The organism is Halobacterium salinarum DSM 3754 (assembly GCF_008124605.1).
GTDB classification, from domain to species: Archaea; Halobacteriota; Halobacteria; order Halobacteriales; family Halobacteriaceae; genus Halobacterium; species Halobacterium salinarum.
Genome location: NZ_VRYN01000003.1, coordinates 88249 through 107346 on the forward strand (window position 1 = coordinate 88249; position 19098 = coordinate 107346).

Sequence of the window (19098 nt, forward strand, 5' to 3'; positions counted from 1 at the left end):
CGGCCCCCGGTGGTCACTGCGTTGCCGGCGTGATGACGATATCGCCGTCGTCGACGCTGACGGTGCCGCCGGTCTGCCTGACGATCCAGTAGACCACCCAGAGCCCGACCCCGGAGCTGTGCTTCAGGGGCGTTTCGGCTTGCCCGGACAGCACGCGCTGCTCCGCCTCCGGGATCCCAGGGCCGTTGTCGTGGACGCGAACGGCCAGGGGGTTGCCGGTCACCGACACCTCGACGCGCGGGGCGTCGGTCGGTGCGTGCTCGGCGGCGTTCGACAGCAGCTCACGGATCCCGAGTCGCAGCCGTTCGTCGACCGCCGCGTCCGCCTCGACGGTCACGACGACGGCGGTCTCGGCGTGGGCGTCCCGAACCGCCGTCGCCTCCGTGCGCACGATGTCGGCCACCGACTCCGTGCCGGCGTCGCCGCGTGCGAGCGCATCGGCGAGCGCGCGCGACTTCTCGCTGGTCTCCAGCAACCCCGTCGCTGCGTCCTGGATCGCGGCGAGATCCGGTTCGTGCGTCGCCTGCCCCGCGGCGTCGTCCTCGTCGCCCAGCCTGGACTCGATGCGGTCGGCGCGCCCCAACACCACGTTCAGGGCGTTTCGCGTGTCGTGGCGGAGCACGCGCCGGAGCACGCGCAGCCGCTGGCTGTGGTCGCGGCGGTCGGTCACGTCGCGACACACCCAGACGTAGCCGTCAGCGACCGCGGTCATCGTGAGTTCCTGTGGGTACGTCGTGCCGTCCGCACCGCAGGCCGTCACGATCCCCTGCCACTGCTGTTGGTCGCCGTCGTCGAGGGCCACGAGTGCGTCCGCGATCGGTCCGTGGCTCTCGGACGGGTACAGCGACTGCCAGGACTGTCCGCGGACGCGCTCCGCGTCCGTGCCGCCGGTGAACGACGCGTTGGCGTACTGGACGGTTTGCTCGGCGTCGTCGATCATTGCGATGCCGTCCATCGCGGAGTCAAGCGCCGCCATCAGTCGCGCCCGAGAGCGCCCCCGCCACCGGTCTCGCTCCGCGTACGTTCCCGCGACCGCGCCGCCGAGCGCGCCGAAGCTCGCGTGCTGGATCACCACGTGCTGGACCGTGATCGCGCCGTACGCGCCGGCCAACACCGCCCACAGGTCCAGCGCGAGCACGAGGCCAGCGCCGCCGACCGCCCACACGGCCACCGCGTCGCCACGCGGCACCGACGACGCGAGCAGCCAGAACCACAGCCCGTACCCGAACACCCCAAGTGTCGGGATGATCATTGCGGCGACGCGTACCGGGTGCTCGTAGTCGTCGTGTAACAGGAAGTGCGCCACGCTGGCTGCGGCGAGCACCGCGCCGAGCGCGGCGACCGCCCACTGTCGTTGGCGTGGCGGCGCGTCGATCCGCGGCATGTCGCCCAACACACCGAAACCGAACACCCCAACGGTGAAAAAAATCCCGCACCCGGCCGGATCGGGTGCGAACGCCTTTTAGCAGCCGGGACGCTACACTCGCGTCAATGGAGGTACTCGTTGTCGGGGCCGGCGCGGTCGGACGCTGGGTGGCTGAGACGGTCGCCGCGCCAGTGGCGTTCGCCGATACCGACCCACAGCGCGCCGTGGCCGCCGCCGACGCCACCGAGAACGCGCGCGCCGTCGCCGTGGACACGGCGGCGTCGTTCGCGGTCGTCGCGGTGGCGGTCCCGATGCGCGCTGCGGGCGCCGCGATCGACGCTCACGCCGCCGCCGCCGAGCGCGCCATCGTGGATTTCACGGGTGTGATGGACGAGCCGCTGGCGGCGATGGCCGCGGCGGGGCCGCCCGGCGTCGAGCGCGCGAGCTTTCACCCGCTGTTCGCGCCGGCGCACGCGCCGGGCCGCATCGCGGTGACCGACGGCGACGGCGGGCCGACGGTCGACCGGCTTCGAGGCTGGCTCGCCGACGCCGGCAACGAGCTGGTTGAGGTTCCAGCCGCCGTCCACGACGACGCCATGGAGACCATCCAGGGGCGGACTCACGCCGCGATCCTGGCGTTCGCGCTGGCGGCCGACGACGTGCCGGACGCGCTCGCAACCCCGGTCTACGAGGAGCTATCGCGGCTCGCCGACCGGGTCACCGGTGGCACGCCGGGCGTGTACGCCGACATTCAATCGGCGTTCGGGGGGAGCCAGGAGGTCGCCGCTGCCGCCGACCGCATCGCGGCTGCGGCGGCCGGCGACGGTGACGCGTTCGCGGAGGTGTACGAGGATGCCAGTTGATCGCGGGGCGGTCCGGGACGCCGCGAAATACCTCCGTGGCGTTCGCCCCCTCGACCCGGCGGCGCTGCGCGAGTACGTCCCCGGGCAGCCCCACGAAGCCGTCGTGCGCCAGGTGCTCCGCGAGCAGGCCGCCGACCTGGGGATCATCGAGCGCGCCAACGGAACGTTCGTGGTGCCACCCGAGGAGCCAGTGGGGCCGCCGTTCAACGGCGTGAGTGCGCTCCCGGAGCGCTACGAGCGCGTGGTCGAGGCGGAGCTCACCGCGGCGTACGGCCCGGACTGGCACCGCGGGGACACCGGGGACAGCCTCCGAGAGACGATCCGCCGGTTCAAAGACGACTACTACCGCCGGAACCCCGTCGAGTACGACCGCGAGGTCGCGTTGGGGTACGCGGTCTACCATCTGGCGGGCTACTACGCGGCCGTCCAGTACGTGCTCGCGGGGCTTGCCCGTGATGGGCTGCTCGGCCACGACCTCCGTGTGCTGGACCTCGGCGCGGGGGTCGGCGGGCCGGCGGTGGGGCTGTTCGACTTCCTGCCCGACGAGGCGCTGGTGGAGTACCACGCCGTCGAGCCGAGCGCCGCCGCCGACGTGCTCGACGCACTGCTGGCCGAAACCCCGCGCAACGTCCACACGACGATCCACCGGGAGACCGCCGAGTCCTTCCAGCCGGACGGCGAGTACGACCTCGTGTTGGCGTGCTCGGTGCTCTCGGAGCTCGCCGACGCGGCGTCGGTCCTCCGGAAATACGCCGATGCGATGGCCGCCGACGGGACGGCTCTCGCGCTCGCGCCCGCGGACAAACACACGAGCACGCACCTCCGAGCGGTGGAGCGCGCCGTCGAGGACGACCCGTTTACCGTGTACGGGCCGACGCCGCGGCTCTGGCCGGATCGCCGGCCGACCGACAGCGGGTGGTCGTTCGACGAGCGGCCCGCGGTCGAGGTGCCCGCCGTGCAGTCGCGGCTCGCGGACGCCAGCCAGGACCCCGGGGAGTTCCGCCACACCGACGTGCGGTTCTCGTACTCGCTGTTGCGCCGCGACGACCGCCGCCGGCACGCCGTCGAGCTGTCCGGCGACCGCCTGCTCGCGCTGGGTGACGCCGACGACCGGGTGACCGATCGCGCCGACCTGCTCGTGGCCAAGCTCTCTCGGAACCTCGCCGGCGCGGACGCCAACCCCGTCTTCAGGGTGAGCGACGGCAGCCAGACGACGGACTGCTATGCCGTGCTGGTTCGACCGACGAGCCTGAACGGCGGCATCGAGGCCGCCGACTACGGCGACCTGGTGTCCATCGAGGACGCCCTCGTGCTCTGGAACGACGACGAGGACGCGTACAACCTGGTCGTCGACGAGGAGACGGTTGTCGACGCCGTCTGACGCCGGGCAGCGGCGGTGACTGCGACAGACCTTTTTACGGGCCGTCGGGATTACCAGTCATGACACTCGACGGGCTCGACGACCTCGACCGAACGATCCTACACGCACTCCAGCGGGACGCCAGAAGCACGTCCTCCCAGGACATCGCCGACGAAGCCGACGTATCGGCGAGCACCGTCCGCAACCGCATCGGACGCCTCGAAGAACGCGGGATTCTGACCGGCTACCACGCCGACGTGGACTACGAACAGGCGGGCTATCAGTTGTACACGCTCATCGTGTGTACGGCACCGGTGCCACAGCGTGAGGAGCTGGCGGCGGCGGCCGTCGACGTGCCCGGCGTGGTGCGCGTCGAAGAGGTGATGACCGGGACGGAGAACATCCACGTGTTCGCCGTCGGGGCCGACAGTGACGACCTCAGCCGGATCGGCCGCGATCTCGACGAGTTGGGCCTGGAGGTCGCCGATGAGGACCTCATCCGGAGCGTACACGCGGGACCGTTCGATGGGTTCTCGACACCGTCTGCAAACGATACTGAATAATATACTCTCTCTTTGGGACGGAATAGCAGATAATGCGGTTATTTTATATAGTTTTGTCCCCACCGATGGGATAGGCGGCGAACCCGGACCGACGCCGCACACCACCCATGCCCGACACCACAACCACGGCCGACACGCCGACACACGCACCGACGGCCGTCATCGGTGGCGGCCACACCGGCCACGAGGTCGCCACACGACTGCTCGCGTACGACTCCCCCGTCACACACATCACGACCAGCCCACCACCGGCCGACACACCGGACTCACTCACCGTCCACGTCGTTCCCGCCCTGGACGGCACCGCCCTCCGCGCCGTTCCTGGTGACCGGCCACACACGGTCGTCGTCATGTGCGTTGACGACGCCAACTCCCTGCTGGTCGCGCAACTCGCCCGCAGCCGGCTCGATCCCACCCACCTCATCGTCCACATCACCACACCGTCACGATCCCCCGCGTTCGAACGTCTCGACGCCGACATCATCACCACCCCGCACGCGCTCGCGGCCGCCACCGTCGACTCACACCCGGCCCCGCGAGCCAGCACCCACCACAGCAATGAAAACGCTTGAGCGAGACCTCGGCCTCGGCGCGGTGTTCGCGATCAGCGTCGGCGCAATGATCGGCAGCGGCATCTTCATCCTGCCGGCGCTCGCGCTCAAAATGGCCGGCCCGGCGGTCATCGTGGCGTACCTGCTGGCCGGCCTGCTCGTCGTCCCGGCCGCCCTCTCGAAATCCGAGATGGCGACCGCGATGCCGGAAGCCGGCGGCACCTACATCTACATCGAGCGCGGCATGGGGCCGCTTCTGGGCACCGTCGCCGGCGTCGGCACGTGGTTCTCGCTGTCGTTCAAAAGCGCGCTCGCACTCGTCGGCGGCGTCCCCTACCTCGTGTTGCTGTTCGACCTCCCCGTCCAACCCGTGGCGCTCGGGCTCGCGGCCCTCCTCATCGTCGTGAACCTGCTCGGTGCGAAACAGACCGGTCGGCTCCAAACCGTCATCGTCTCGCTCATGCTCGCCGCGCTGGGGTGGTTCGTCGCCGGCAGCGCCGGCCAGGTCCAGCAGGCGAACTTCCAGGGCTTTTTGACCGGCGGCTGGGAGGGGCTGCTGGCCGCCACCGGACTCGTGTTCGTCTCCTACGCGGGCGTCACGAAGGTCGCCAGCGTCGCCGAGGAGGTCGAAAACCCCGACCGGAACCTCCCGCTCGGCATCCTCGGCTCGCTTGCGTTCACCACGCTGCTGTACGTCGGCATCGTCGCCGTGATGGTCGGCGTCACGGACTCCGGTGCCGTCGCCGGCTCGGCCACCCCGGTCGCCGTGGCCGCCGACGCCACCCTCGGCACCGCCGGCGTCTACGCCGTCATCGCCGCCGCGGTGCTCGCGCTCGTCTCCACCGCCAACGCCGGCATCCTCTCCTCGTCGCGGTACCCGTTCGCGATGAGCCGCGACCAGCTCGCGCCACCGACGTTCGCCGAGATCCACGACCGCTTTGGCACACCGACGACGGCCATCACGCTCACCGGCGCGGTCGTCCTCGCGCTCATCGCGTTCGTCCCCATCCTCGACATCGCGAAGCTCGCCAGCGCCTTCCAGATCCTCGTGTTCGTGCTCGTGAACCTCGCGCTGGTCGCGTTCCGCACCGGCACCACCGACTACGACCCCGACTTCGAGTCGCCGCTGTACCCCTGGATGCAGGGCTTCGGCGTGCTCAGTGGGCTGGCGTTGCTCACGCAGATGGGGTGGGTCCCGATCGCCGGCGCGGCCGTCATCACGCTCGGCAGCGTCGTCTGGTACCGCGTCTACGCCCGGCCTCGCGTCCGCCGCGAGGGCGCTGCGACGGACGTGGTGCGACGGCGGCTGGGCCGCGATGTGCTGACCGAGACCGAAGCCCTCGTCGACGCCACCGGGGCCGAGGCGGGTGGCCCAGAGGTACTGGTCGCGCTCACCCGTGAGGCCAGCGCCGACCGCGAGCGCGCGCTGCTCTCGCTGGCTGCTGACCGCGCCCGAAACGAGGACGGGCAGGTCGTCGTCGTCCGGTTCGACGAGGTGCCCGATCAAGCACCCCTCGACCACGCCGCCGACGTGCAGTCGCCGGCCGACGTACGCTTCGAGGAGCGCACCGAAGGGCTCTCCACGGAGTTCGACGTCGACATCACGTACGGCGAAGTCGTCAGCCACGACACCAAACGCGCCATCCTGAACGTCGCCGAGCAGCGCAGCGTCGACACGGTTGTCGCCGAGCACGAGCGACTGCGGCTGCGTTCGCGGCTGCTCGGCGACCCCATCGACTGGGTGGTGCGACACGCCCCCTGTGACGTGTTGCTCGTCGAGAACCGGGGCTACGACGCCCCACAGAACGTCGTGCTTGAGGGCGACGGCGGCCCCTACGATCCCGCGACCGTCGCCGTCGCCGACGCAGTCGCCGGCGCAGCCGGCGGCACCGTGACCCTCCAGTTCCCGCTGTCCGCGGACCACCCGGACAAACGCCAGGAGACCGTCCACGCCTACCAGGACGAGCTCGCCGGCCTGCTGTCGGCACCGGTCAGAACCGCCGACCTCCGGGCGGACGGCGGCGACCAGACCGCCCCCGACCTGGTCGTCCGGACGGGCGCTCACCGCCGCGTCCGAGGCGGCCGCGGCAGCCACACCCAGACCGCCGCCGACTGCACCGAACTCACGGTCTACCCCCACGAGTCCCGCCAGCCAGGTCTGCTGCGGCGGCTCGCCGAACGACTCGTGTTCTGACCCACCGGGCCGCCCCGCAGCCACTGCCCGCCGCTTCCCGAAACGCTCTTTCGCCGTCGCGCCGACGGCTACACGATGGACGCCGACGAGCCCGAGATTCTCGTGACGAACGACGATGGTATCGACGCACCGGGCATCCGCGCCCTCGCCGACGGCCTCGACGCGGTTGGCAACGTCACCGTCGTCGCGCCCGCGGACAACCAAAGCGCGACGGGGCGCGCGATGTCCCAGGAGGTCGCCGTCCACGACCACGACCTCGGATACGCCGTCGAGGGGACGCCCGCGGACTGCGTGGTCGCCGGGCTGGAGGCGCTCGGCCCGTACCCCGACCTCGTGGTGTCGGGCGTGAACGAGGGCGGGAACCTCGGGATGTACGTCCTCGGGCGCTCGGGCACCGTCAGTGCGGCCGTCGAAGCGGCGTTCTTCGGCGTGCCCGCGATCGCAGTCTCGATGTACATGCGCGAGGAGCAGTTCGGCGAGCCGACCGCAGTCGCCGACTACGAGCACGCCGTCGACGCCACCACACACCTCGCACACGACGCCGTCACCGACGGCATCTTCGACACCGCTGACTACCTGAACGTCAACGCCCCCCACCCGGACGCCGACGCCACCGGCGATATGGTGGTCACCCGTCCCTCCCACGCCTACGATATGACCGCCGCCCAGACCGGCGACACGGTCACGCTGTACGACCGCCTCTGGGAGGCGATGGCCGCCGGCGACATCCACGACCCCGACGGCACCGACCGCCGCGCCGTCCTCGACGGCCACGTCTCCGTCTCGCCGCTGACCGCCCCGCACTCGACGGAACACCACGACGCACTCGACGGGATCGCCACGGAGTTCTGAGGCGCGTCAGTCGATCCGGCAGTCCCGCAGCATCGCCGCCGCGTCGACGCGGTCGGCGGTGTTCGTGGGTGCCCCGTCGAACCAGCCGGCCCGCTGGATTTCGCCGCTGTGCGCTCCGAGGTCGTCGCCGAACTCGGTCGCGGAGCGCGGCGACAGCGCTGTCCATGGCTGGCGTACGACTGGTTGGTGGCAAAAACCTGCCGCCACCGTCGGGCCAGCGCACCCCCAGCGGGGTGGTCGGGCTACCGCGTCTCCCGCTGCTCGATTTTGTTCAACTCGATGAGCAGCCGGAACACCGCCTTCACGAGGTTGTCGTCGACGCCGAACGCCGCGGCGTTCTCGCCGGCGCGCTCCATCACTGCGTCCTCCTGGGACTCGTCGGTCGTCGACAGCCCCTGCTCGGCTTTCACGTCGGCGATGGTCTCGGCGACGTACGTGCGTCGCGCGATCAGATCCACGATCTCGCGGTCGATGCTCTCGATCTCCGCGCGGAGTTCGTCCAATGTCATGTCGTCCGGGCCCCGGCCAGTTGCGTCGTCGTCTCCCTGACCGTCCCGGGGTTCTCGTGCCATCGTGTGCTCACCTCCTCGATGCCGTCCTCGTCGCCGACCGCGACGTAGCTGGGGCCGGTGCCGGACAGCGACACACCGGCGGCGTGTGGGAGCGCCGTGACCGCGGGCGCGGTCGGGAAGTCAAGGGCGGCACAGAACGCCAGACCGTTGACCGTCATCGCGGTGCCGTAGTCGCCGGCCGCCGCGAGCGCCGCGACGTGCTCGGCAAGTCCCGAAACGCGCTCGCACCGCGCCACGTCGGCGTCCGCGGAGTACGCGCGCTCGGGGGGCGTCCAGACGGCGGCGTGCCACTCGACCGCGTCGCGGAACAGGAGGTCGTCCTCGCGGTTGTCGGTCATCGCCACCCCGCCGAGCATGCTTGCCGCCGCGTCGTCGAACGCGCCGGTCACCGTCACGCCCGCGTCTCGGGCGGCCTGCACGCCGAGCCGCGCGGCCTCGATCCGCGGGACGCTCTCCGCAACGCCCAGCGCGTCCAGCGTCGCCAGCACGGTGGCGTTGGCCGCTGCACTGGAGCTTTTCAATCCGGCGGCCAGTGGCACCTCGCTTTCGGTGCGGACGTGGCCACCCTGCCCGTCACCGTAGCGGTCGATCACGCGCGAGACGCAGCGCTCGATGAGCGCGGTGTCGGCCTCGGGGTGGCCTGCGATCTCCCCGCTAACGCCGCTTTCCGACGGCGTCACCGAAACGGACGCTTCGGTGTCGATGTCCAGCGCGAACGCCGCCCCGACGCCGGTCGCCAGGGCGTTCAGAACCGTGCCGGCGGCCGGTGCCACCGCGCGCCCGTCCATGCCCACGCCTGGGGGCCGCCGTACTTGGTGTTGGCGCTCCGCGCAAACCGCGGGCTTTTCGGTGGGTCGGCGGCTACACGAACCCACGAATGAGCGCCCGCAACGACATTGCGCCGAGCACGCTCGGCGTTGAACTGGCCGAAGAGGGCGTCTACGTCGAATACACTGACGGGCGGGAAGCCTTCTACAACGGCGTCCCGGAACCCATCGAGGGCACGCTGCACACCAATCCGGGGAAGGACGTCCACGTGCTGGTCACCGACCCCACGGAAACCGAGGGCGTGCTGGTGTACGTCAACGACCTGAAAACCCACGACGAGATCCTGGAGTCAACCGGCGTCGGCCGCCTGCTGCTCGACCCCGGCGAACGCGAGGAGCTGTTCCCGGGGGTCACCGTGCAGGCCGACGGCTACGCGATCGACATCGACGCCGACCCCGAGACCGCTCGGGGCCGCGTGTTCGTGTTCGCCGAGGACGAACTCTCCGAGTACGCCTACGAGATCGTCGGCCCGGCGTGACTACCGCAGGTACGGTGGGTCCTCGGCGGTGCAGTTGGCTTCGTGTTGCTGAGCGTCGGCATCGATGTCGAACACCAACCCACACTCCTCACAGCGGTACCACGTCGCCTCGTCGCGGGTTGTCTCTTCGACCATACGTCGCGTCTCGTCGCGAGCGCTAAAAACCGTTTTCCCGGTCGAGCAGGCGGTCGTAGACGCTGCCCGGGTCGTTCGGCGCGGCGGGCCGGTCCCACGAATCCAGGAGGCGGCCGTCCCGGACAACCGTCAGCGTCGCGTAGTCGTCCGCGAACGCGTTGAGGTGATGGGTGGACGCAACGACCGTGTGCTCGGCGCTGTATCGCGTGACCGTGTCCACCAGCCGTCGCCGCGTCGCCGGGTCCAGGTCGGCCAGCGGCTCGTCCAACAACAGGGCGTCGGGCCGCTTCAACAGCGCAAGCGCGAGATCCAGTTTCTTCTGGAACCCCCCGGAGAGTGCGCCCGCCGTCCGCCCGGCCACCGGATCGAGGCGCAGTTGATCGACCAGCGACGCCCGCCACTCGTCGGTCGCCCCCGCGAGCGCGCCGAACACGTCGAGGTTCTCCGCGACCGTGAGGTCCGCGTAGACGTTCGGCGTCTGGAACGCGACGCCCAGCGACTCGGGCACGGTGACGCTGCCGCTGTCGTGTCGTGTGAGCCCCGCAAGCACGCGCAGGAGGGTCGTCTTCCCCGAGCCGTTCGGCCCGGCCAAGCAGTGCAACCCCTCGTCCCAGGCGACTGAGACCGCCGCCAGTGCAGTCGTTTCGCCGTACGTCTTCGTGAGGTCCGTGGCTGTGATCACGGTCAGGCCCTCCGTTCGTACAGTTCGATTGTGCCCCCGGCCACCAACGCCGCCACGCCGACCGCGGCGACCAGGCCACCCAGCCAGTCGGCGTACGTGCTGATGGGTTGCCCGCGGAGCACGAGGCCGCGGACCGTGACCACCGCGTAATGCGTCGGCACCTGTCGAACCACCCACCGGCGGGCGGGCGAGAAGAACCCCACGGGGTACACCACCCCGGAGAACCCGAGCACGAACAGCAACACCAGCAGGTTGAGGATGCGCCCCCAAACGCCGAACCCGGCGAGCAACTGGATGGCAACCGCCACCAGCCCCAACAACAGGAACGTCACCACGACGACGGCCAGCGTCGCCACTCCCAACACGGACACCGAACCGCCGATCACGGCGGTGACGGCGTCGAACACGACCAAGGGTACGACCAGCAGCGCCGCGAAAAACAGGAGCTTGCTCGCGACGACCGCGTACAGGCTGGTCTCCACACGCAGCCGATCCAGCACGGCCGCCTCCGCCTCGAACGTCTGTGGGAGGTAGCCCAACGCCACGATGGCGGTCAACGACACCACGAACGACGGCACGAGGTACGTCGACAACGAGTACTGGGTGCCGACGAACTCCCGGGACACGGTCACGTCGCGGGGAATTGCGGTGCCCAGTCCGGACTGCAGCAGGCGCACGATGGCCCGCGACGGCTCGTGGTACGGCACGACGCTGCCGTCGATGTAGACCGTGAACGCGGCCGCGCCGCGCGCCGAGTCGGCGAGCGCGGGCGGCACGGAGACGACGGCGTACACCTGCTCGCGGCCGAGCGCGGTCAGTGCGTCTGCCCGAGACTGGTAGATCACGGGATCACTGAACACCGTGACAGCCGCCCGCGCGACGCGCAGATCGTCCCCGGTGACGGCCGCCGTCCGTGGTGCGACTGCGATCGGCGCGTCGGTCGGTAATACGTGCTGAAAGCCCACCGTGACGTACGCGAACACCGCCGGCAGCACGACGAAAACAGCCGCAAGCGCGAGCAGCTTGTGTCGTCCCCATCGGAGTTCCTTCCCGAGCAGGGACGGGACGTCCATCTATGGGCGCGCCACTGACGCGGCGGACGAGTTGTCGAGCGTTGTCGTGTTGTCCGCCGTTTCGTTCGTCCCGAACGCCGCCTCGATCCGCGACTCGATGGTGTCCGCGGATTCGGCGTACGTGACGATGACCGTGTTTCCGTCCTGTTCGATCGAGCCCGCCTCGAACGACGGCCGCAGCTCTTCGGGGCTCACGCTGGCGTACAGCGACCGCGTCCCGTCGATGAGATCGTAGGCCCGCTCCGCGCTGTCCTCGGAGTCGGCGATGACGTGTTCCGTGGATGTGATGTCACCGTCGTCGGTGCCGAACGACACCGCGGTGTACTCGATGCCGCTCACCGCCGAGAGGTTGACCGGCGCGTTCTCGGCGACGCGCTCGTATCCAAGCAAGCTGTCGGAGCCGTTGGGTGCGGACAGCGCGTACTGTACGTAGCTGCCGCCGTTGACGCCCTCGAAGGCGCTTCTGAGGTCGCCCTCCAGGTGGTCGGCGTCGCCGCTGCGCACGTCGAGCATGCTCTCGACGCTGTCGCGGTCACCGACCACGAACTCGCCGTCACCGAGCGCGGCCAACACGTTGTCGAACCCGCCCAGCGAGTCGTCGCTGTACACCGTGACGTTCCCGTACGTTCCCTCGTTGAGCGTCGTGTCCGTCGACGACTCGATGGCGTTGACCATCCCGGATTCGTCGTACGTCGTCGACAGCAATGCCGCCCCGCTGCTGGTGCCGGGCTGCGTGGTCGCAGTCGACGCCGTGAACATCGTCATGTTCTGGATCTTTCGCGGGTTGATATCGGTGGCCTCCTCGAAGTCGTCGAGCATCGACGACACGTCACTCGGGGCACTCGGGCCGAGGTCGGCCTCGGCCAGCGTCGTGTTCGTCACCGATCGGAGATCCGTGTCAGTTCGCATGCCAGCGACATCGACGTACGCGACGTACTCAGCGGACGCCGGGACGCTGTCGAGTTTCGCGTTCGTTGTGGTGGCATCGGCGCTCGATCCACCGGGCATACCGGTACACCCAGCGGCAACCAGCAGCACTGCGAGCCCGACGGCTAACAGTGCAGTTCGTGGGACGTGGAGGTCGCGTACCATGGTCGTGCGTACTCCCAGGCCACTTGAATAGTTTGTGACCTGTGTTTGGTGTGACTCCCGTTCCCGCGGTGTGATGGCTCCCGCTACCAGAACGCCTTGGTGCGCGCGTACTCGCGCTCGCGCTCGAGGATGTCCCGGTAGAACTCCGCCTCCGTCTCCCGGTGGCGGTTGATGACGCGGGCGGCGTTCCGGGGGCCGACGCCGCGCGCCGACAACGCGATCACGGCCCGCTTCCCGTGGCTCTGCACGATGCTGGCGTTCCGGTACGCGCGCTGTGTCCGGTCGTCCTGCTCGTCGTCCTTGTCGTCGGCACGCACCGCCGTTATCACCTCATCCGCCCACGGCGACAGCGCCGCGATCCGCGTTGACCCACACCGGGGGCACTCCGGCTGGTCGGTGACCCGACGGACCATCGTCTCGTGGCTCCAGTCGGCGCAATGCACGCAGAACAGCTTCACGCGGTCGTCCTGGATGCGGTCTTTGATCGTCTGCACGACGCTGGCGTCGGCGTGCTCCGGCGTGAGCAACTCCGTTCCCGCCGACCGGCCGCCGGCCCCCACGGCCGTGCGCTCGCCCACGATCTCGACGCCGAGCTCGCCGGACTGCACGCGCGCGAGCACGTCGCTGGCGCGCGCCACGTCCAGCGTGGTGTGGAACACCTCCCGGATCGCCTCCTCGTAGACGGGCGTATCTTCAAGCGCCCCCAGCAGCCGGGACAGCCCCACGCCGTCCCGCCCCTTCCAGCGCTTGAGCGCGCCGAACTTCGCGGCGACCTGTGCGAGCGTGAACTTCAGCGTCTCGGACTGTTTCAGGCTGAGTTCGAGCAACCCGGCCACGTGATCGGGGTCGGTGTCGCGCAACACCGCCACGACGTCCGTGGCGCTCACCCGGCTCGGGACCTCCAACTCGATGCGGTACGGGCCCGCGTCCAGCCCCACCGACGACCCCGTCTGCTGACCGAGCAGCGCCGACACCAGCCGCCCCAACGTCTCGTTGACTTCGTGCCCGAAGCACGCGTTCACCACCACCGTCGAGCCGGCCTGCTCGACGACGATCCGCTCGGCGCTCGGCACGGGCGCGTCCTGCTCGGTCACGTGGCGGGCCATCCGGTCGAGCGCGCTGCCGGCGGTCCGGTGGGTGGTCGGATACCTCGCCGCCACGTCTCTCGCCACCGCATCCTTGGGCGTCCCGGTGCCGAGCTGCCGGCCGCCCGTCGCCCGCATCCCACCGACTGCCTGCGCGACCGCGTACGGCACCGGGATCTCTTGGCCCGTCCAGGACGGCACCTCGCCCGCTGGGTCCTCGATGGGCGAGACCTCCACCTGCTGGTCGTCCTCGTCGATGTTCGTGATGCGCCACATCTCGCCGCGCTGCACGAACGTCGCGCCCGGCTCCGCGAAGTTCACCACGAACCGCTCGTCGAGCGTGCCGACCTGCCGGCCGCCGGCCATGTCGTACACCTCGTAGGTCTCCTCGTCGGGGATCATCGAGAGGTTCGCGTAGTAGTACTGCCACGTCCCCCCGGACGTCGAGATGGTGTCGTCGTCCTCATCGACGTACACCACGCGGTTCCGGTGGAGCTCCATCGCCACCGCCCGGAACGTCTCCTCGGTGAGCTGCTTGAACGGATACGCGCGCGTGATGATGTTGTACGCGTGCCAGGCTTCGGTCTCCCCGACATCCATCACGACGCCGACGATCTGGTTCGCAACAGTGTCGAGGCTGCCGTGATGAACCTGGGTGTCCTCGACGGCGCCATCGTTGGCCCGGTCTGCGACCGCCAGCGCCTCCAGGGTGTCGTCGGTGCTGCCCGTGATGACGGTGCCCTCGCTAACCGCGTCCCGGCTGTGACCTGCCCGCCCCACGCGTTGGAGCAGGCGCTTGACCCCCCGGGGCGAGTTGTACTGCACCACGTGGTCGATCCCGCCCACGTCGATCCCGAGCTCCATCGAGGACGTGCACAGCAGGCCGTCGAGTTCGCCGGATTTGAAGCGGTCCTCGACGTCGATACGGGCGTCTTTCGACAGCGAGCCGTGGTGCACGCCGATGTCCGCGTCCAGCTCCTTGAACCGCGACCCCAGCGCCTCCGCGGTCTGGCGGGTGTTCACGAAGATCAACACCGAGTCGTGGCGGTCGACGATCTCCCGGATCGCGCGGACGTGGCTGGCCATCGCCGGCGTGGTCAGCAGTTCGCTCGCCAACCGCTCGTCGGCGTCCGTGACGGCCGGCTCCCGCACCTCGAACGACACGTTCGACGTCACGTCGACTTCGATGATCTCACACCCCCGGCCGCCGGTGAGAAACGCCCCGATCTCGTGGGGATCCCCGACCGTCGCCGACAGCCCGATCCGCTGGACGCGCCCGGCCACCTCCACGAGGCGTTCAAGCCCGATCGCCAGCTGCGCGCCGCGCTTCGCGCCCGCCAGCTCGTGGACCTCGTCGACGACGACGTGCTCGACGTCTGCAAGTCCATCCCGGAGCGTCGACCCGGTCAGCATCGCCTGCAGGGTCTCCGGCGTGGTCACCAGCACGTCCGGCGGATCGGTGGCCTGCTGTCGGCGCTGGTAGTCCGTCGTGTCCCCGTGTCGCACGTCGACTTCCAGGCCCAGCGTCTCCCCCCACCAGTCCAGGCGCTCGCGCATGTCCCGGTTCAGCGCCCGCAGCGGCGTCACGTACAGCGCACCGAACCCGTCGGGCGGCCCGCCGTCTGAGACGAGCGCGTCGAAGACGGGCAGCATCGCCGTCTCCGTCTTCCCGGTCCCCGTCGGGGCGACGACCAACCCGTTTCGCCCGTCCGCGAGCGCGGGCACCGCGCGACGTTGGGGCTCCGTTGGCGTGGTGAACCCGCGCTCGGAGAGCGCGTTCCGGACCTCGCTGCCGAGGTGAGTGAACGCGTCCATCCGGCCACCACCGGTCTCCGACATACTGGCGTAGTCGTACGGTTGGCGCGCGAATAAGCACACTGCTCCCGGCGGTCGCGTCGGCTACACCCGATCGAATCGTCCCAGGCGCGTGCCGTCCTGCAAGTAGAGCTCCGCGTCGGGGCACCCCGCCGGCAGGAACGGCGCGAGGAACCCCTGGCCGTCGACGTTCACCCACGTCCCGCCGGAGAGGTCGTTAAACGCCGGGAAGACGGCGAGGTCGCCGTGCGCGTCGACGGCCTCGCCGTAGTGGTCGGTGAACGGCGCTGGGTCCAGGGGGCCGCGCAGCCACGCGCGCTGGACGCGCGTCCCGCCCACATCGTCGGTCAACCGCACCGCCGGGTGTTCGTGGCCGATACAGACCGTCTCGGCTTCGAGAACAGCCTGACTCGGCCACGTGTGTCCGTGTGCGAACCCCACGTCACCCAGCACCGTGCCGTCGCTTGGGGTCACCGTCACGTCAGCGGGCACCACGTCCTCGATGCCGCTGTCGTGGTTGCCCACAACGACCGTCGCGGGCACGTCCACCGCGTCGAACAGCGCCGCCAACTCCTCGCGCTCGGCCCCCTCCGGCGCGCCGATCGCGTGCCCCACGTCGCCCAGAACCACCAAGCGGTCCGCGCCCTCCTCGCGTACGAGCCGCCGCAGCCGGCGCCGCCGCTGTGGGCCGCGGCCCTCCACTTCCAGCCCCTTCCGGCGCAGCGACACCTCGATGCCGGCGTGGTAATCCGCCACCACGAGCGCCCGGCCCCCGCCGGTCTCCGCGACAGCCGCGGGCTCCCCGAGCACGGGCTCGACGAGCGCCATCAGATGGCTTTCAGGCGGTCGTCGCCGGACTCGTAACACCGCCCGCTCATCAGCGCCGACGTGACCGCCGCCTCGATCTCGTCGGCGTCGGCGTCGAGGCTGTCGGCCGCGGTCGACACCACCTCACTGCGGGGCACACCGTCGCCGTCGTCGAGATCGTCCATCAGCTCCACGACGTACTCCTCGACGTCGACATCGGCGGGCGGTGAGTCATCCCCGGTCCCGTCGGCGTCGAAGTCACCGGGATCGGCGACGGCGTCACCGCCGTCGTCCGTCGATGCGGCCGCCGCCTCGGACTCGACGCCCTCGTCGGGGCCGGGCGCGTCGATGTCGTGCTCGCCCGCCTCCGGGATCTCGTCGCCCGTCGAGAAGTCCACGCCGTACTCGTCTTTGACTGCCTCGCGCTCCTCGGCCGAGAGTTCGTACATCTCGCCGTCCTCGTCGGCGGCACCGCTCTCGCCGTCCGTGACCGGCCCCGTGCTCGGGCCCGCGTCCCCGTCCGGCGACGCCGTCTCGGATGCCGGCTCACCGTCGTCCGTGTCGACCGAGGACGCGGTGCTGTCGGGTGTCCCCGCCGCCGTGCCAGCGTCACCGGCCGACGAGTCGGGCTGTGTCTCGGCGTCCGTCTCCGACGCCCCGCCGAACGACGCATCCGCGCCGAGGTCGGCGGCGAAATCCAGTGTGGCGTCGCCCGCCTCGCTGGGAGCCACCGCAAGGCCGCCAACCGTGTCGGTGTCGCCGGCGACGACGCGGGCCGCGTCCGCTGCGAGGTCGCGGACCGCCCCGAGATACGCCGGTGTCGTCCCGTAATGGTCGAACGCCCGCGGGATGCCGGACGCGAGCCCTGGCGCGACGCCCGCCGCCGCCAGCGCCGACTCCAGGCTGTCGCCGCGCTCGACGCGGTCGTGGGCTGCCGCCGCGGTCCGCACGCGCGACAGCGTGCGCTCGGCGGTCGCGACGACCCACCGGTCGCGGGTGTCGGCGTCAACTTCGCTGACCGTCTCCGGGCGGACCGACGTGTACACCACGTCGGCGTCATCGGGCTCGAACGTCCGGGCTTTGCCCGTGACGGCGACGAACGACGGCGTCTCCGCGGCTTCGAGCGCCGCCAGTGCTTCCGGCTGGTACTGCCCGGCGTAGACGACGAACGCCCCCGTGGGGTCGACGACGCGCGCGCGCACCACGTCGTCGTTGACCGCCTCAACGGCCGTCAAGACGCCCACGACGAACAGCCGGTTGACGCGCGCACCCGTCGGCGTCACCACGTAGTTCGGCGCACGCTCCTCGTCGCTTTCGGCGTACGAGAAGTCGGCGTCGTCGAACTCCGCCGCGAACAGTCGGTAGGCGACTTCGCGCCGGTTGCGCTCGCCGTCGTCGTCGGTGTCGGCGTCGCTCATGCGTCCACCTCCGCAAGGAAGGCCGCTGCGCGCGCCGCTGGGTCGTCGTCGCGCTCCGCGAACGCGATCGTTTCGAGGTTCGCGCCGTACTCGTCAACCGAGAGGTGGCCCCGAACCCGGAACTCGCGGCCCACCACGTCCTCGGCGATGGTGTCGGCGACCACCGAGTGGTCCATGGCTTCCCGGGCCTGCTCGCGGGCGTCCGCCAGCGTACCGCCGTAGACGTCCGCGGTCAGCTCGCGGTCCAAGATCGCGGTGACGCTGTCGGTGCCGTCGTCCAGCACCGCCTTGACGCGCAGGTCGTCTTCGGCCTCGACCGCGCCGTGCTGGCGACACTGCCCCGTCTGGACCACCCGCCCACAGTCGGGACACCGCTTGATCAGCCCCGAGCCGTCCCGGATGTCGATGACGCTGCCCACGAGTTCGACGTCGTAGGCACCCCCGCGGGCGACGGCGTCCCGGATCGCCATCCGGGTCGGACCGCCGACCTCGACCTCGTGGTCGAGGCGCTCAACCGTGGAGAACTCCGACACGTTCACCGATGGCACGCCCCGGAACTCCCGGACGTAGACGTCCTCGATGCGGACCGACGCCCCCGCTTCGATCTCGCCGTGGGGATCCCAGTCGGTGAACGGGAGGCGCGCGGTCTCGTCGCCGAGCACGCCGGAGAGGATCTCCGTCTCGCCGTCCCGCCCATCGATGGTGCGCTCCTCGACCTCCGTGACCACGGCTTCGACGTTCCGCCCGCGATCGCCCGCCGAGAGCGCCGCGAGGTCGCGGTCCCCGCCCACCTCGGCGGCCATCTCAATGTCGCCGTCGGCGGTCGTGACCGTCGCGGACTCCCCGAAGTTCAACTCGGGGCTGCCCTCCCACTCGCGGACGCTGGCGTTCCCGATAGTAACGGTGTCGCCGGGTTCCAGGCCGAACTCCTCCCACGCCGTGTACGAGATGCGCCCGGTCTCGTCGGCCAGCTCGCCCTCGCCGATGACGTGGTCGTCGCCCTGATAGCGGATCGAGCGCTTCCCCGCGGTCAGCACCGTCGCCGTGACAGTGACGTTCCCGCTGTCCGTGTCGACGTCCGCGATGTCGACGGCGGTCGGCCCCCCGGATGGCGCCCCGTCATCGTCGCCGTACTTCCGCCGGAGGCTGCGCTTGGCCTCCTCCAGCGGCACGCTGTACTCCACGAGGTTCTGCAGGTTCTCTTTGACCTCCGCTTTGTCTACACCGAGGTCGGAGGCGAGCTCCTCGGCGTGATCGTCGACGTTCATACAGCGTACTGTCGGTCGTCCTGGGGCATAAGGGTTGGCGAGCCAGCGCCGGGCGCATACCACCGAACGAAAACCGGTTTCAGGCGGCCCCGACAC

Annotated in this window: 19 protein-coding genes; 7 read left to right on the forward strand and 12 right to left on the reverse strand. The window is 70.3% G+C overall.

Going from position 1 to position 19098, the window contains the following annotated elements:
* Positions 1-13: 13 nt before the first annotated feature.
* The gene (locus APQ99_RS08520; RefSeq protein WP_136361441.1) at positions 14-1384 is read right to left on the reverse strand and encodes a PAS domain-containing protein; all 1371 of its coding nucleotides are present in this window, start codon (positions 1382-1384) and stop codon (positions 14-16) included.
* Between the two features lie 107 nt (positions 1385-1491).
* Here APQ99_RS08520 and APQ99_RS08525 point away from each other — a divergent pair, with 107 nt between their 5' ends.
* The 6 genes from APQ99_RS08525 (at position 1492) to surE (ending at position 7749) form a co-directional block, all read left to right on the forward strand.
* On the forward strand, positions 1492-2229 hold the full coding sequence (locus APQ99_RS08525) for a prephenate dehydrogenase/arogenate dehydrogenase family protein (RefSeq protein ID WP_136361442.1): 738 nt from the start codon (positions 1492-1494) through the stop codon (positions 2227-2229).
* A complete protein-coding gene (locus APQ99_RS08530; protein WP_136361443.1) occupies positions 2219-3610 on the forward strand; it encodes a methyltransferase in 1392 nt (463 codons plus the stop codon). Before APQ99_RS08525 ends, APQ99_RS08530 begins: the two co-directional genes overlap by 11 nt.
* Positions 3611-3669: 59 nt before the next feature.
* Complete coding sequence (locus APQ99_RS08535) at positions 3670-4152, forward strand: Lrp/AsnC family transcriptional regulator (protein ID WP_010902895.1); 483 nt, start codon at positions 3670-3672, stop codon at positions 4150-4152.
* 107 nt (positions 4153-4259) lie between these two features.
* Positions 4260-4724 carry an NAD-binding protein gene (locus APQ99_RS08540; RefSeq protein ID WP_136361444.1) on the forward strand — a complete coding sequence of 155 codons (465 nt, stop codon included), beginning with the start codon at positions 4260-4262 and terminating at the stop codon, positions 4722-4724.
* On the forward strand, positions 4711-6897 hold the full coding sequence (locus APQ99_RS08545) for an amino acid permease (protein WP_136361445.1): 2187 nt from the start codon (positions 4711-4713) through the stop codon (positions 6895-6897). The genes APQ99_RS08540 and APQ99_RS08545 overlap by 14 nt, the downstream gene beginning before the upstream one ends.
* Positions 6898-6972: 75 nt before the next feature.
* Entirely contained in the window at positions 6973-7749 is a 777-nt protein-coding gene (gene surE / locus APQ99_RS08550) for a 5'/3'-nucleotidase SurE (RefSeq protein WP_136361446.1), read from the forward strand.
* 6 nt (positions 7750-7755) lie between these two features.
* Here the strand turns inward: surE and APQ99_RS08555 are convergent, their stop codons facing one another.
* From APQ99_RS08555 to APQ99_RS08565, 3 genes are read right to left on the reverse strand one after another with little or no spacing between them, the layout of a single operon-like run.
* Complete coding sequence (locus APQ99_RS08555) at positions 7756-7956, reverse strand: hypothetical protein (RefSeq protein WP_049892504.1); 201 nt, start codon at positions 7954-7956, stop codon at positions 7756-7758.
* A 35-nt stretch (positions 7957-7991) separates the two neighbouring features.
* On the reverse strand, positions 7992-8321 hold the full coding sequence (locus APQ99_RS08560) for a chorismate mutase (RefSeq protein WP_012289297.1): 330 nt from the start codon (positions 8319-8321) through the stop codon (positions 7992-7994).
* Positions 8255-9109: a shikimate kinase gene (locus APQ99_RS08565; RefSeq protein WP_136361447.1), complete on the reverse strand. Its 855-nt coding sequence runs from the start codon at positions 9107-9109 to the stop codon at positions 8255-8257. Before APQ99_RS08565 ends, APQ99_RS08560 begins: the two co-directional genes overlap by 67 nt.
* An 89-nt stretch (positions 9110-9198) precedes the next feature.
* On the opposite strand from APQ99_RS08565, the gene APQ99_RS08570 reads away from it, so the two are divergent.
* Positions 9199-9627, forward strand: a complete 429-nt coding sequence (locus APQ99_RS08570) for a DUF5796 family protein (protein ID WP_010902902.1) — start codon at positions 9199-9201, stop codon at positions 9625-9627.
* On the opposite strand, the gene APQ99_RS12950 is transcribed toward APQ99_RS08570, so the two are convergent.
* The 8 genes from APQ99_RS12950 to APQ99_RS08605 form a co-directional block, all read right to left on the reverse strand.
* Positions 9628-9762: a DUF7128 family protein gene (locus tag APQ99_RS12950; RefSeq protein ID WP_012289298.1), complete on the reverse strand. Its 135-nt coding sequence runs from the start codon at positions 9760-9762 to the stop codon at positions 9628-9630.
* 22 nt (positions 9763-9784) lie between these two features.
* Positions 9785-10444, reverse strand: coding sequence for an ATP-binding cassette domain-containing protein (locus APQ99_RS08575; RefSeq protein ID WP_136361448.1), 660 nt, complete (start codon positions 10442-10444; stop codon positions 9785-9787).
* A gap of 2 nt (positions 10445-10446) precedes the next feature.
* Positions 10447-11517 carry an ABC transporter permease gene (locus APQ99_RS08580; protein ID WP_136361449.1) on the reverse strand — a complete coding sequence of 357 codons (1071 nt, stop codon included), beginning with the start codon at positions 11515-11517 and terminating at the stop codon, positions 10447-10449.
* On the reverse strand, positions 11518-12609 hold the full coding sequence (locus tag APQ99_RS08585; RefSeq protein ID WP_136361450.1) for a hypothetical protein: 1092 nt from the start codon (positions 12607-12609) through the stop codon (positions 11518-11520).
* An 83-nt stretch (positions 12610-12692) separates the two neighbouring features.
* The gene (locus APQ99_RS08590) at positions 12693-15533 is read right to left on the reverse strand and encodes a DEAD/DEAH box helicase (RefSeq protein WP_136361451.1); all 2841 of its coding nucleotides are present in this window, start codon (positions 15531-15533) and stop codon (positions 12693-12695) included.
* A gap of 60 nt (positions 15534-15593) precedes the next feature.
* Positions 15594-16337, reverse strand: a complete 744-nt coding sequence (locus tag APQ99_RS08595) for a metallophosphoesterase (RefSeq protein WP_136361452.1) — start codon at positions 16335-16337, stop codon at positions 15594-15596.
* Positions 16337-17734 (reverse strand): hypothetical protein, encoded by a 1398-nt coding sequence (locus APQ99_RS08600; RefSeq protein WP_136361453.1) that lies wholly within the window; start codon positions 17732-17734, stop codon positions 16337-16339. The genes APQ99_RS08595 and APQ99_RS08600 overlap by 1 nt, the downstream gene beginning before the upstream one ends.
* Entirely contained in the window at positions 17731-19002 is a 1272-nt protein-coding gene (locus tag APQ99_RS08605; protein WP_136361454.1) for a Single-stranded DNA binding protein, read from the reverse strand. The genes APQ99_RS08600 and APQ99_RS08605 overlap by 4 nt, the downstream gene beginning before the upstream one ends.
* Positions 19003-19098: the final 96 nt, after the last annotated feature.